14 protein-coding genes and 1 tRNA gene are annotated in these 13368 nt (G+C 46.2%); 14 read left to right on the forward strand and 1 reads right to left on the reverse strand.

Annotation, left to right across the window (positions count from 1 at the left end; all coding sequences use genetic code 11):
• Position 1 precedes the first annotated feature (1 nt).
• The 9 genes from rsmG (at position 2) to IEX62_RS21990 (ending at position 8553) form a co-directional block, all read left to right on the forward strand.
• Positions 2-724, forward strand: a complete 723-nt coding sequence (gene rsmG, locus IEX62_RS21950; RefSeq protein WP_188778357.1) for a 16S rRNA (guanine(527)-N(7))-methyltransferase RsmG — start codon at positions 2-4, stop codon at positions 722-724.
• 790 nt (positions 725-1514) lie between these two features.
• The gene (gene noc, locus IEX62_RS21955; RefSeq protein ID WP_188778297.1) at positions 1515-2333 is read left to right on the forward strand and encodes a nucleoid occlusion protein; all 819 of its coding nucleotides are present in this window, start codon (positions 1515-1517) and stop codon (positions 2331-2333) included.
• Positions 2334-2413: 80 nt separating this feature from the next.
• A complete protein-coding gene (locus IEX62_RS21960) occupies positions 2414-3175 on the forward strand; it encodes a ParA family protein (protein WP_188778300.1) in 762 nt (253 codons plus the stop codon).
• The gene (locus tag IEX62_RS21965) at positions 3168-4016 is read left to right on the forward strand and encodes a ParB/RepB/Spo0J family partition protein (RefSeq protein WP_188778302.1); all 849 of its coding nucleotides are present in this window, start codon (positions 3168-3170) and stop codon (positions 4014-4016) included. The genes IEX62_RS21960 and IEX62_RS21965 overlap by 8 nt, the downstream gene beginning before the upstream one ends.
• A 387-nt stretch (positions 4017-4403) precedes the next feature.
• Positions 4404-5594, forward strand: a complete 1191-nt coding sequence (locus tag IEX62_RS21970; RefSeq protein WP_188778305.1) for an aminotransferase class V-fold PLP-dependent enzyme — start codon at positions 4404-4406, stop codon at positions 5592-5594.
• Between the two features lie 289 nt (positions 5595-5883).
• Positions 5884-6390 carry a DUF4446 family protein gene (locus IEX62_RS21975; RefSeq protein ID WP_188778307.1) on the forward strand — a complete coding sequence of 169 codons (507 nt, stop codon included), beginning with the start codon at positions 5884-5886 and terminating at the stop codon, positions 6388-6390.
• 344 nt (positions 6391-6734) lie between these two features.
• Positions 6735-6986 carry a putative Se/S carrier protein gene (locus tag IEX62_RS21980; protein ID WP_188778309.1) on the forward strand — a complete coding sequence of 84 codons (252 nt, stop codon included), beginning with the start codon at positions 6735-6737 and terminating at the stop codon, positions 6984-6986.
• Between the two features lie 42 nt (positions 6987-7028).
• Positions 7029-8042 (forward strand): mechanosensitive ion channel family protein, encoded by a 1014-nt coding sequence (locus IEX62_RS21985; protein ID WP_188778311.1) that lies wholly within the window; start codon positions 7029-7031, stop codon positions 8040-8042.
• Between the two features lie 286 nt (positions 8043-8328).
• Positions 8329-8553 carry a DUF951 domain-containing protein gene (locus IEX62_RS21990; RefSeq protein ID WP_188778313.1) on the forward strand — a complete coding sequence of 75 codons (225 nt, stop codon included), beginning with the start codon at positions 8329-8331 and terminating at the stop codon, positions 8551-8553.
• 611 nt (positions 8554-9164) lie between these two features.
• On the opposite strand, the gene IEX62_RS21995 is transcribed toward IEX62_RS21990, so the two are convergent.
• Positions 9165-9986 carry a purine-nucleoside phosphorylase gene (locus IEX62_RS21995; protein WP_188778315.1) on the reverse strand — a complete coding sequence of 274 codons (822 nt, stop codon included), beginning with the start codon at positions 9984-9986 and terminating at the stop codon, positions 9165-9167.
• Between the two features lie 358 nt (positions 9987-10344).
• On the opposite strand from IEX62_RS21995, the gene IEX62_RS22000 reads away from it, so the two are divergent.
• From IEX62_RS22000 to IEX62_RS22020, 5 genes are all read left to right on the forward strand, one after another.
• Positions 10345-10436 (forward strand) — tRNA-Ser (locus IEX62_RS22000).
• Positions 10437-10734: 298 nt separating this feature from the next.
• The gene (rpsF, locus tag IEX62_RS22005; RefSeq protein ID WP_188778317.1) at positions 10735-11022 is read left to right on the forward strand and encodes a 30S ribosomal protein S6; all 288 of its coding nucleotides are present in this window, start codon (positions 10735-10737) and stop codon (positions 11020-11022) included.
• 44 nt (positions 11023-11066) lie between these two features.
• A complete protein-coding gene (gene ssb / locus IEX62_RS22010; RefSeq protein ID WP_188778320.1) occupies positions 11067-11561 on the forward strand; it encodes a single-stranded DNA-binding protein in 495 nt (164 codons plus the stop codon).
• A 21-nt stretch (positions 11562-11582) separates the two neighbouring features.
• Complete coding sequence (rpsR, locus tag IEX62_RS22015) at positions 11583-11858, forward strand: 30S ribosomal protein S18 (protein ID WP_188778322.1); 276 nt, start codon at positions 11583-11585, stop codon at positions 11856-11858.
• Between the two features lie 268 nt (positions 11859-12126).
• Complete coding sequence (locus IEX62_RS22020) at positions 12127-13161, forward strand: LCP family protein (protein ID WP_188778324.1); 1035 nt, start codon at positions 12127-12129, stop codon at positions 13159-13161.
• Positions 13162-13368: the final 207 nt, after the last annotated feature.

Consider the following 13368-nt stretch of genomic DNA (forward strand, 5'->3'; position numbering starts at 1 on the left):
GATGGATTCGATACAGCAACAATTTACCGATATGCTGGAAGCCAAGGGCATCACACTGGATGAGCGCCAGCTCCAGCAATTTGAAGCATATTACGAAGAACTTATCACATGGAATGAAAAAATGAATCTGACTGGCATTACAGAGCGAGATCAGGTCTATACGAAGCATTTCTACGATTCGCTTACGCTTGCCTTTTATACCGATATGGGTAAGGTCTCAAGCCTGGCTGATATCGGCTCAGGTGCTGGCTTTCCTGGTATTCCGCTTAAAATTGCTTTCCCACATCTGAAGCTGCGTATTATTGATTCGCTCAACAAGCGCATCAAATTCCTGCAAAGCGTGGTGGATCGTCTTGGACTAGAAGGTGTTGAGCTAATCCACGGACGTGCTGAGGAATGGGGACGCAAGGAAGGCTATCGTGATGCACATGATCTGGTAACCGCCAGAGCCGTTGCACGTCTGGCTGTCCTGAATGAATTCTGCCTGCCTTTTGTTAAGCCCGGCGGTACATTCGCTGCGATGAAGGGGAGCGACCTGACAGAAGAGATTAAGGAATCTCGTCGTAGTCTCGGTTTGCTTAAAGGCAAGCTCGATCAGGTGCACCACTTCCAATTGCCAGTCGAGCAATCCGACCGTCATATCGTCCTGATCGAAAAAGAAGCCGCTACACCGGCTAAGTATCCACGTAAAGCAGGTACACCGCTGAAAGAGCCGCTGATTTGATAATGATGGGTATGTAGATGTACAGGTTTATTAGATTGGGTATACATTGTTGATAGGTAGCTGATATGTGGATTTTTGAATGAATATATGGGTGCTATAGACAATGCTCGCCTAATGCTTACGTTACTATTTAATAATGCTGATAGATATAGAATCAGTAAGAACAAGTAAGAACAAGTAAGAACAAGTAAGAACAAGTAAGAACAAGTATCGCCCCTTTACCCACAAGTTAGGATGAAGGGGCTTTTTTATTTCGAGCAGAAATGTAAAAGAAACATACAGGCGCGTAGGGTGGCTATGATAGAGTTATTCAGACTGAATTAATCATGTAGTGTCTAAAGTGTCTAATGCCTCTAGAGCATCTAATAGATAATTTAAGTGGAGTCTTTCATGTGGATGTTTCACGTGGAACATTTAGCGCAATCTCCATACTATTTTCAGCACATAACAACATATACAAATCCTCATACGCTCCCGTATACAACCATTCACACGAATACGCCCATATTATGATCACTACAATCATTTAAGTAACCAAAACAAGTGCTTCACTACGAAAAAACCTGCAAATCACACTAATTTTCCAAAACAATTTCACTACCAAGTTTCACAGAAATTTATTCAGTTATCGTAGGATTATGTATGGAAAAGTGATAAAATGGGGAGACGAAACATGCCTCAATGTCGGGCATACAGGCAGCGAGTCCGCTTGCCGGTTATCGGTATTTTAAGTACGCCTGCCTTGTATGGACAGGTGCTGCTATCATAAGATTAGGTGGTCTCATACGGAATGAAAGAACAAATTTCCAAATTGTTTGGCTTGTCCGAACGAGTAAATGGGGATGAAGTCAAACAAATCCCGGTTGCGAACATCACGACCAGTCCATATCAGCCCCGCACGATATTTGACGATGCAAAGATCGATGAGTTATGCCAGACGATCAAGACGCATGGCATCATTCAGCCGATTGTTGTGCGCGTACGCGATGGAAAATATGAGATTATCGCAGGTGAACGACGCTGGAGAGCAGTAAGCAAGCTTGGCTTGCCGACGATTCCAGCGATTGTACGTGAATTTAACGATTCGCAAGCTGCTTCAATTGCATTAATCGAGAACCTGCAACGTGAGGGATTAACCTCTATCGAGGAAGCGATCGCTTATCAGAAGCTGCTTGATCTGCACGCTCTCACACAGGAAAGCCTGGCGCAGCGATTGGGCAAAAGCCAGTCGACCATCGCCAACAAGATTCGTCTGCTACAGCTTCCCGAGGATATTAAGCAGGCGCTCATGGCTCGTCAATTGACCGAGCGTCATGCACGTGCGCTGTTATCACTCGATAGTGAGGAATTACAGCTGCGTATTATGAAGGAAGTTATCGAAAAAGAACTAAATGTGAAGCAGACCGAAGCGCGGGTTGCTTTTTACAAGGAGAAAAGTCAGACCAAGAAGAAATCCAAGCGTGTCTCGTACAGCAAGGATGTTCGTCTGGCATTGAATACGATTCGTCAGTCGATCGATATGGTATCCGGCTCCGGTCTTGCGATTGATACATCGGAACAGGATCATGATGATCATTACGAGATCGTGATTAAAATACCAAAGCGCTGACAGAAAGGCGGCATGATGCCGCTTTTTCTGTATCCACAAAGCCGTACATCAAGTGACTTTCTAACATTGGGGTGAAGTAGTTGTCCAAAGTGATTGCCATAGCGAATCAAAAAGGTGGGGTCGGCAAGACGACAACATCTGTAAATCTGGGCGCTTGTCTGGCTACGCTGGGCAAACGTGTGTTGTTGATTGATATCGACCCGCAGGGCAATACGACAAGCGGTGTTGGTATCAATAAGGCGGATGTGGAAAATTGTATTTACGATGTTATCATTAATGATATAGCACCAGGGGATGCCGTACAGTCTACAGCGATTGAAGGTCTGGATATTATTCCTGCGACGATTCAGCTGGCTGGGGCAGAGGTGGAGCTGGTGCCTGCCATCTCGCGTGAGCTGCGTCTCAAAAATGCGATTGAGCAGGTCAAGCAGGGGTACGATTACATACTGATTGATTGTCCGCCTTCGCTTGGCATTTTGACGATTAATTCTCTAACGGCTGCCAATTCGGTCATTATTCCGATCCAGTGCGAGTATTATGCGCTGGAGGGGTTGAGTCAATTGCTCAATACCGTGCGACTTGTGCAAAAGCACCTGAATACAAGCCTACAAATTGAGGGTGTGCTGCTCACTATGCTGGATGCACGTACGAACCTTGGCTTGCAGGTAATTGAAGAAGTGAAAAAGTATTTTCAGGATAAGGTCTATCGGACGATTATTCCGCGTAATGTACGACTGGGTGAAGCGCCTTCCCATGGCAAAGCGATCATCACCTATGATCCGCGTTCCAAGGGCGCAGAGGTGTATTTAGAGCTGGCAAAGGAAGTGGTATCGTATGAGTAAACGTCTCGGTAAGGGACTGGATGCGCTGATTCCTTCCCTGTCTGTAAGCGAGGATGATAAAGTGATCGAAATTCCAATCAAAGAGCTGCGTCCGAATCCGTACCAGCCACGTAAATCATTTGACGATGAAGGCATGCAGGAGCTGGCAGATTCGATCGCTCAGCATGGTGTTATTCAACCGATTATTGTCCGTAAGGTTCTAAAGGGATATGAGATTATTGCGGGTGAGCGTCGTTTCCGTGCCGCACAAACCGCCGGGAAAACGACCATTCCAGCTGTCGTGCGTACGTTCAGCGACCAGCAGGTGATGGAGATTGCGCTGATCGAGAATTTACAGCGTGAGAACCTGAATGCGATGGAAATCGCGACTGCATATCAAGGCTTGATGGATGAGTTTAAGCTCACTCAGGAGGATCTATCCGCGCGTGTAGGTAAATCTCGTTCCCATATCGCCAACTTCCTGCGACTGCTTTCGTTACCAGAAGAGATCAAAGAATATGTTTCACGTGGAACATTATCGATGGGACATGCACGTGCTCTTGCCAGTATTAAAAAAGAGGATCTGCTGCTGGCGATTGCTCATAAGGCGATCGAAGGCGAATGGAGTGTGCGTCAGCTAGAGGAAGCTGTGCAAAATCTGGAGAACAAGCGTAAAGGTAATGAGGCTGATACGAATAAAAAAGCCGATCCTTATCTGGCTGATCTGGAGCATACGCTACGTGATCGTTTCCAAACGACGGTGAAGATTCGTAACAGCAGCAAGGATAAAGGGAAAATCGAGTTGAGCTATCATAACCGTCAGGAGCTGGAACGCCTGCTTGAGCTGTTTAATAAGCTTTAATGTAGTGGCAGGAATCAGTCTAGGCAGGTTTTGATGCGATATGTTGCGATGATAAGAGAATGTAGTGACATGCTGATACATTTAAGAATAAGTGTAAAGTGAATACGAACGCTGCGAATTACAGCTTGATCTTTATACTGCTGATTTTATACTTCGGAATGAGGTATAGACTTCGCGGTATGGGTATAGCCAATAATTTCAAAGGAACATCATTCTAAGGCTGATCAGGCGCCCGTCTTTATCATGTCGGGCGTCTTTTCTTATGGATAGACGATTGAGATTCAGGATGATAGTGTGCAAGCGTGCAGGGAATTGGAATAGGGATGAACAACAAGACAGCTATTCGCGATGTATGAGCAAGGATAGATAGCTGGTGGAGGGTGCACATTGAACGTTCAAAAATCAGCCAGAAAAGCGACATCGGACGATATTATTTATTTGGATCATGCGGCGACATCATGGCCTAAGCCACCTGCTGTGCTGGAGGCTGTTCAGCATGCGCTTTTGCACGAATCTGCTAACCCGGGTCGAGGTAGCCATCGCATGGCAGTGCAGGCGAGTCGTACGCTACTCAAGGCGAGACAGCAGCTTGCCAGACTGCTGGATGTGCGCAATCCAGTTGATATTGCGTTTACGGCAAATACAACGATAGCGCTCAATATGGCGATTTTCGGCTATGTGCGTCCAGGTGATCATGTGATTGCGACGATGACAGAGCATAACTCGGTGTGGCGTCCACTAGAAGCACTAAAACGCTCTACAGGTATACAGGTAACGTATATTCCTGTTGATGCCTGTGGACAGCTGGATCTACATGAGGTGGATCAGGCGTTCACTGCTCAGACTCGTCTATTGATCTGTAATCACAGCTCCAATCTGTTAGGCAGCATTTTGCCTGCGGCAGAGCTGGCGCAGCTTGCTCATCGGCATGGCGCTCGTATCCTGCTGGATATTGCACAAAGTGCCGGGCATATTCCGGTTAAGCTACAGGAGTGGGAGATCGATATGGCGGCGTTCCCAGGGCATAAAGGTCTGCTCGGTCCGCAGGGTACAGGTGGCTTATACATTGCACCTGAGCTTGATCTGTCTCCTTGGCTATATGGAGGCACCGGCAGTCAATCAGAGGAAGCAGATCAGCCATCGGTTCGTCCAGATCGATATGAGCCAGGTACGCCCAATACGCCTGGAATTGCAGGACTGGCAGCAGGGGTTCAATACGTACTTGATCAGGGGATTGAATCGATCGCTGCTCATGAACAGCAGCTTGTCGCACGTCTATGGGATGGCTTATCAGATATCAAGGGCTTGCGAGTGCTAGGGCCAGCGGCAGATGAGCCGCGTACCGGTATCGTTTCGTTTGTTATGGAGCAGCAAGACCCGGCACAGATTGCCTTTCAACTGGATCGGCAATATGGCATCGCTGTGCGAGCGGGTATGCATTGTACACCGCTGGCACACCGTATGGCAGGTACGGTAGCGACAGGCGCAGTACGAGCCAGTGTCGGCTACGGGACAACCGAACAGCATGTCGATCAGCTATTGGAGGCTGTACAGTTCATTCAGCGTACAGCAAAGTAGAGGATCGTCGATTAAGCTATGAAATGTAGCGAATGCACAAGCAAATGGTACAGGGCACATCGATCAAAATGATAGATGCAAATAAAAAAATTACAAATTTGTAACGGTAATGGAACAAAGTCATTCATCCAAGTATAATTCTATAGGATTCATAATGGATACCATGCTGGATGTGCCAGCAAAATGAACGAAACGATCATGACGGATGGCGGACAAACACAATACAGGAGCTACGGAAATAGACATAGTTTCCTGATAAGGCAAAGAAACAAGAGGAGAGCGGACAACGATGGCGGAATTGAACAGTCTGGTTGCAGAGCAACTATTTTTGATTTTGGGTGTGATCGCATTTCTGATCCTGCTGCTACTGATTATTGTAATCGTACAGGGCGCGAAGCTTCGTAAAATGCGCAAGCGCTATGAACTGATGATGTCAGGCAGTGGAGTAGAGGATCTGGAGTCACTGCTGCTGGATCTGAAGCTGCAAATGGATTCGCTCGAAGATGGGGAAAAGCAGAGAACAGCACGCTTTGCAGCGATTGAAGCGAAGCTACGCACCGTACAGGCGTACACAGGCATCAAGCGTTACAATGCATTCTCCGAGCATGGTAGTGACCTGAGCTTCTCGGTTGCCCTGTTAAACGATAATATGGACGGATTTGTATTAACCGGTCTGCATAATCGTGAGAGCTCCTATGTATACGCGAAGCCGATCGCGGCAGGACAATCGACGTACAATCTGTCACCAGAAGAGCAGGAAGCGATTAGCCTGGCGCGCTCCTCAGCCAAAAGCTGAGTATCGATCAAGCCCGGAATATAGCCTCAAGCAGATATCCGCATTATGAACCGCCACATGATAGTGCTACCGTAAAACGTGCACTGTGATGGGCGGTTTTTTCATGTTTAGCTCCAGCTTCTGGACGAGCTGTGCAAGGACAATTGAACAATGTGGTTGATTTTGCGTACAATAGGGATACTATGTTGAGCTGTACACTGTCACTTGAAGTGATCGTATTCAAGGCTAGCCGTTTATCCGTATGATGCTACAACAACGCTACAACTACAATAGTTGAACCGTAGCGAGCATGGATAAACAGGGCATACACGTGACAGTCGATGCTGAGAGGGGTAAAGGTAAAGATGGATAGTAATCTGGTTATGGCATTCGACTCCACTCAACAAGCGTTACGCGCAGAGATGCTACTGGAATATGCAGATATTGAAAATGATATGTTCCCGACACCTAAGCAGATCACAGCAGGCTGCGCCCTGTCCTTGCAGTTTCCTGAGCAGGAGCTAGAGCAGGTGCAGCAGATTATCGCGCAGGAGCAGGTTGAGATTAGAGGGATATTTCGTCAGCAGGGTGAGACGTATATTCAGATCGAGTCATAATGGATAACAGGTCAGCACGACAAACAGCAGGGAGGATCATGTATGAGATTGTATGACATAGCCAGTCAGTGGACGACTAATCTACTGAGTAGCGAAGGAATAGCGAGTAGTGCATCAGGAGAGATTAATCGGTTTACCGATAGCCTGTGGTCATGGTTAACAGATGTACCGATGTGGACGAATTTTGCGTTTGCCTTGATTCGCATCATTATTATTTTTATCCTAACAAGAATTGCGATCAAGCTAATTAATAAGGTGATTGAGCGTTCGTTATCTGGACGGGATAAGAGCCGGATTGCTACCAATCCCCGTCGATTTGTGACGATCGGAGAGCTGTGCAAAAATGTAGTGTCCAGTGTGTTTAACTTTATTATGATCATGCTCATTTTGAATGAGTTTGGCTTTAATCTGGGGCCACTGCTGGCAGGGGCCGGCGTTGCAGGTCTGGCCATCAGTTTTGGTGCACAAAGTATCGTGAAGGACATCATTACCGGCTTTTTCATTATTTTTGAAGATCAATTCGCGGTTGGTGATGTGATTCAGACTGGTACATATAAGGGCACCGTACAGATGGTAGGATTGCGTACGACGCGCCTGGTGAGCTGGAATGGGGAAGTGAATATTATTCCTAACGGTTCGATTATTAGCGTAACGAACTTCTCGCTTTCCAATTCGCTTGCAGTGGTGGATATTCCGATGAGTATGGAGCGTTCGCTGGAGGATGCAAGAGGCATGGTAACGCGCGCCACAGAAAGTATGAAAACGGACAAGCTTGAGGTGCTGGATGTACCGGAGGTGCTCGGTATTCAGACGCTGACAACAGGCGAATATTCATTGCGTATCATTGCAAAATGTCAGCCGAACTCGCGTGCAGATGTAGAGCGTGCGATCCATACTGCGGTGAAGCAGGAGCTGGATCGTGAAAAAGAGCAGAAGCTAGAAGATGAGCGGAAGGCTGCTGAGCAAGCAGCAGCACAGCAGGCAGCAGACTCCGGTGAGCATTTACGTACCGAAGCCAATGATAAGCGCGATCCTGATATTTCGAATAATGGATGAAGTAGCGATTGATGAATGGCTGGAACAAAAAGCGGTTCGATAGAAACTTTCATAATTATCGAATACAATAGTAAAATACACGAAGCGACCTGCTATGAACGATGAGCAGGTCGTTTTTTATGCATAATTTTATCCACAGTCACCTAAAACGTACAAAATCTGCTAAAATGATTGTGGATAAGAGCATGAACGAGGGCGTCTCATTCATTCACATGGTTATCCACAGGTTGATGACGATGATATAATGACACCTATAGCATGCAGATGAGCGGAGGGAGTGAACCGAATGGAGCGCAAGCAATTCGAGCTAGGAGATATCGTACAGATGAAAAAACCGCATCCGTGCGGTAGTAATGAGATGGAGATTATCCGCATGGGAATGGATATCCGAATCAAGTGCGTGGGCTGTAAACACAGTGTACTCGTGCCACGAGCGAAGTTTGAGAAGAATATGAAAAAGGTACTTCGTTCTGTGAATGATGCAAGTGAACCTGCATCGACAACAGAGTGATCGCTTCAAAATAAGGGTAGCGTTTGCAAGAAGAAACGAATCGAAGTGGAACAAGAGAGCGATCGTGTAGGCTTATCCATTGGTCAAAGCGAAAAAAGTCATAAACAGTTTATCCACAGCTTTAATGATGGCGTTTTTCTATGGATTGCTAACGAATGAACGAGTAAAAAGCGTGTGAAAGAGGTTATCCACTGTGGATAACCTCTTTTTTATACATCGATATGTTCACGGTATGTTGAATTGAAGAATGTATCGAATGGTAGCGCCTGTCGTTAACGATATCAGGATAGGAGATATTTTTGGTGTAGTCGATCATAGTAAAAAACAGCCTAATTCCCTTTAAGCCCTTCAATTATCAGAGAAAAGAGTATTATTTGCTTCTACCAGATACAATATGATGCTGCTGATCATCACAGAATACAGAATAACATGTATTCAAAGTAACAGCAGCGCGCGCTATTCTTTTTCAAAAATGCGTCCCTACAACGTAACATCAAGCATCCAGATTCGTCAATAATCATTCATTGCCAAAAGACAACATCCCCAAATGGTAATAACGTTTTTGCGCTCGTTATATTCAGGATGAAAAAAGTTACTCCATAATAACAAAATTAAACTTCTTGCAAAATCCCTTTGATCAGATCAACAAACGTTGTTCTTACCTTGGCAGCGACCTCGATTACCTCATCATGACTGAGCGGCTGATCCAGAATACCACAAGCCATATTGGTCAAACAGGAAATGCCAAGCACCTTCATACCACCGTGCACAGCTACAATCGCTTCTGGTACAGTCGACATACCCACAGCATCTGCACCGAGTGTTCGAATCATGCGGATTTCGGCAGGCGTTTCATAAGCAGGGCCTGTCCACCATGCGTACACACCTTGCTGGAGTGAGGTGCCCTGTTTAGCAGCAACGCGCAATGCGATTTCGCGCATTTCAGGATGATAGGTTTGGGAAAGGTCAGGGAAGCGAGTACCCAGCTCTGGGTTGTTAGGGCCGATCAGCGGATTATTCATAACCAGATTGATATGATCGGTAATGATCATCAGCTCGCCGGGAGCAAAGCTTGTATTGACTGCGCCACAAGCATTCGTAACGATCAGCTTATCCACGCCGAGTGCCTTCATAATACGAACAGGGAAGGTAACCTCATCCAGTGTAAAGCCTTCATAGTAATGGAGACGACCTTTCATCGCTACGACGGTCTGACCCATCAGTTGCCCGATTACCAGCTCATTCGCATGTCCTACCGCAGCCGATGTAGCAAAATGAGGGATCTCCACATAAGGAATAACGGTAGCCTGCTCGATCTCGTCAGCCAGTCCACCAAGGCCAGAGCCCAGAATCAGACCGATCACCGGTGTGATAGCACCTGTACGGCTCAAAATATAGTCTTTTGCTTCCTGAATATGTTGTGATTGATGCATAATGAACATTCCCCCTGCTTGAATTTAAATGGATACCTGTATCGATAGTCTCCGGGTCTTATGCGATGATGCCTCTTCAGTGTAAGAGATGCACGATAACCTGTAAATAAAGGAGTAGAGCAGCAGAAATGAATCATGCTGCTCGATAAGCCGAGGACGAGTTCTATGCAGATGTAGCGGTAAAAGAGTATCAATTCGATAAAGCTAATCTCCATCCTCGATTAGCTAGCACACCCTTCTAATTCAGCCCCCAGGAAAAATGTAAACGTATCTATTGCCAAGCGCGAAATGATGAAGTATAATCAGTTTTGTTGTAAATTGATCGCTCTGCTTGTTGCAGAATAGCGATTGGTACTATGGAGAGGTACCCAAGCGGTTATAAGGGGACTGACTCGAAATCAGTTAGGCGTCTTAGGGCGTGCGAGGGTTCGAATCCCTCTCTCTCCGCCATCCCATTATTGATTTGTTACATATATGATTCGTGACTAAGCTCTGTTGCAGTGTTCTGCGGCGGAGCTTTTTTATATGTGGCTTCCGATACGGCTTGAAATTCTAGATATATTCCGATGCCGATCCATTTGTTCAAAATCGAAATGTAAAGTTAAAGCAGCGAAAAAACATAGTAAATATCAATAATAAATTGTTGTATGTGGTCGCTATATATGATATGATATTACAGTTCGAGTTTGTGCTCGTTCCTTGCTCCTGGCATTGATCAGGGGCCTTAGTCCAAGAGGAGGTGAAAACTATGCGCAACTATGAAGTAATGTACATTCTGCGTCCAGAACTGGAACAGGAGGCTGTTGAAGCGTTGACTGAACGTTTCAAAGGCATCATTACAGCTGATGGCGAAGTAACTGCCCATGATATTCAAGGCAAGCGCCGTCTTGCGTATGAGATCAACAAAATTCGTGATGGTATCTTTGTTCTGGTTAACTTTACAGCAACTCCTGCTGTAGTAGCTGAGCTTGAGCGTATCATGAAGATCTCTGATGACGTTATTCGTTATCTGATTACTGTAGACGTTACGAAGTAATTGTTAAGTATTGAATTGTAAACTCGTTTGAGGAGGGGATTGGATTGTTAAACCGTGTCATTTTGATCGGACGGTTGACCAAAGACCCGGAACTTCGCTATACACCTGCAGGTGTGGCTGTGACGCAGTTTACGCTGGCAGTGGATCGTCCTTTTACGAGCCAGGGTGGAGAGCGCGAAGCGGACTTTATTCCGGTCGTAACATGGAGACAACTGGCAGAAACTTGCGCCAACTACTTACGTAAAGGTCGCTTAACGGCGGTCGAAGGTCGCATTCAGGTGCGTAACTATGAGAATAATGAAGGTAAACGTGTATACGTGACTGAAGTTATTGCTGATAATGTACGTTTCCTTGAATCGAACCGCGATGGTGGTAACAGCAATAGTGGAGGCTATCGTGAGGAAGCACCTTACGGCGGCGGTAACAACAATAGTAGTAACCGCAGCAGCAATGGAAACAGCTCTTCTCGCGACAATCACGATCCATTTTCCGATGACGGTAAACCGATAGATATTTCCGATGATGATTTGCCATTTTAATGTAGGAAAGGAATGAATCAGATGAGCTTTAATAGACGTGAAAGCGGAGATGGCGAAGGCAGACGTCCAGGTGGACGCCGCGGTCGCAACAAACGCCGTAAAGTATGTTACTTCACTGTAAACAAAATCACTCACATCGACTATAAAGATACGGACCTGCTTCGTAAATTTATCAGCGAGCGTGGCAAAATCTTGCCGCGTCGTGTGACTGGTACAAGTGCAAAATATCAGCGTATGCTGACTACTGCGATTAAACGTTCCCGTCAAATCGCACTGCTGCCATACACTACTGAATAGTATCTGACCTTGCAGCCTGTCTGCAAATCAGACCGAGCGTACAGCGCCGTATTTCCTCGTGAAATCGGTCGTCTGTACGCTTTTTTATATGTATGTACATAGACAATGAAGCACATACGATAGATGGATTTCGTAAAATACTTGCAATGAAGCCTGTCATCCTCCACACTGGAGATGGTGGTGTAAAATAATGTAATTTGTGTCATTCCGCGCATCTTACGTTTAATGAACTTAAAACATAGGTCTGCCTGAAATGAGGAATGGGACAATGACAAGAAAGCAAAAAATAGGGACTGGTATTGCGACTGCTTGCTTGCTGTTACTAGCGAGCGTGTGGATATGGTGGAAGCCAATTTCAGCTACGATGTTTGACTGGTTTGTCGCCGATTCACTGGAAACTCAGCTTCAGCAGACGTATCAGCCTGTACGTCAGATGGGCGGCGAGCAGGAGGAAACGGAACCGGCAATTGTAATGACAGAACCATTCTCGATTTTGCTCGTCGGAAGTGATCAGCGTGAGAACGAGAAGGCGCGTTCAGACACGCTTATTTATGCTGTCGTACGTCCGCTGGAGAATCGAATTTTGCTAATTTCGATTCCGCGCGATACGTATACCGAGATTGTCGGGCGCGATCGGATGGATAAGATCAATCATGCTTACGCCTTTGGCGGGATTAAGATGACAATGGATACGGTCGAGCATTTTTTGGATGAGAAGCTGAATTATTATGCTTCGATTAATTTTCACGGATTAGTGGATGCGGTCGATGCTCTGGGTGGTGTGAAGCTGCCGATTGAAAAGGATATTGTGAACCGTGATCCGAATCATGAGCAGTTCACGATCAAGGCCAATAAGCCGATATATTCAGGACAGGAAGCGCTTTATTATGTACGCTACCGCGAGGATAGCGATTTTAATCGGACAAAGCGTCAGCAGATCTTTTTGCAGGCGATGGCTGATCAGGCGTTTCAATTGAAGCAGCTGGATCGTGTACCGGAGCTGCTGAATATTATGGGGGATAATTTTAAAACCGATATGCGTCCAGAGCTTTTAACGGGCATCCTGAGTCAATTGCTGCGCACAGGTGAGCCGCAGGTTGAAGCGTTCACGATTGCTGGAGATGGTAAAAAGATCGATGGCGTCTATTATGATATCCCGCATGAGGATGAGCTGAAGGAGGCCAAGCAACTGATCGATGACTGGATGAGTAAGGAAGGGCCGGATGCGAAGCCGTCTGAGCCGACAAAGGATGCGGCAGAGGGAAGCACCGAAACGGTCACATCGAAGTCCGAAGTTCGATAACTTGGGCAACTCGCTTTATTGTGATCCCTTTATCGCTTAAAATAGAAGAGAAGCATCGTCACCATGCCATACGGTACGATATCAAGCTACTGCGGCGGAATGAGTAAGCTGTTCGATTCTCTGTTCTGTCGCTACATCGAGTCAATCTTTGCTGCACCAGGCTGCTCTATGGCACCTGAAGGCCGTAATACGACGAGGAGGACATTT

Source organism: Paenibacillus hunanensis, from assembly GCF_014645615.1.
In the GTDB taxonomy this organism is placed as follows: domain Bacteria; phylum Bacillota; class Bacilli; order Paenibacillales; family Paenibacillaceae; genus Saccharibacillus; species Saccharibacillus hunanensis.

Bases quoted from the DNA above. Each gene is read 5' to 3' on its own strand.
- rsmG (WP_188778357.1), top strand. From the start codon at position 2: ATGGATTCGATACAGCAACAATTTACCGATATGCTGGAAGCCAAGGGC.
- noc (WP_188778297.1), top strand. From the start codon at position 1,515: ATGAAAGAACAAATTTCCAAATTGTTTGGCTTGTCCGAACGAGTAAAT.
- IEX62_RS21965 (WP_188778302.1), top strand. From the start codon at position 3,168: ATGAGTAAACGTCTCGGTAAGGGACTGGATGCGCTGATTCCTTCCCTG.
- IEX62_RS21975 (WP_188778307.1), top strand. From the start codon at position 5,884: ATGGCGGAATTGAACAGTCTGGTTGCAGAGCAACTATTTTTGATTTTG.
- IEX62_RS21980 (WP_188778309.1), top strand. From the start codon at position 6,735: ATGGATAGTAATCTGGTTATGGCATTCGACTCCACTCAACAAGCGTTA.
- IEX62_RS21985 (WP_188778311.1), top strand. From the start codon at position 7,029: ATGAGATTGTATGACATAGCCAGTCAGTGGACGACTAATCTACTGAGT.
- IEX62_RS21990 (WP_188778313.1), top strand. From the start codon at position 8,329: ATGGAGCGCAAGCAATTCGAGCTAGGAGATATCGTACAGATGAAAAAA.
- IEX62_RS21995 (WP_188778315.1), bottom strand. From the start codon at position 9,986: ATGCATCAATCACAACATATTCAGGAAGCAAAAGACTATATTTTGAGC.
- rpsF (WP_188778317.1), top strand. From the start codon at position 10,735: ATGCGCAACTATGAAGTAATGTACATTCTGCGTCCAGAACTGGAACAG.
- rpsR (WP_188778322.1), top strand. From the start codon at position 11,583: ATGAGCTTTAATAGACGTGAAAGCGGAGATGGCGAAGGCAGACGTCCA.
- IEX62_RS22020 (WP_188778324.1), top strand. From the start codon at position 12,127: ATGACAAGAAAGCAAAAAATAGGGACTGGTATTGCGACTGCTTGCTTG.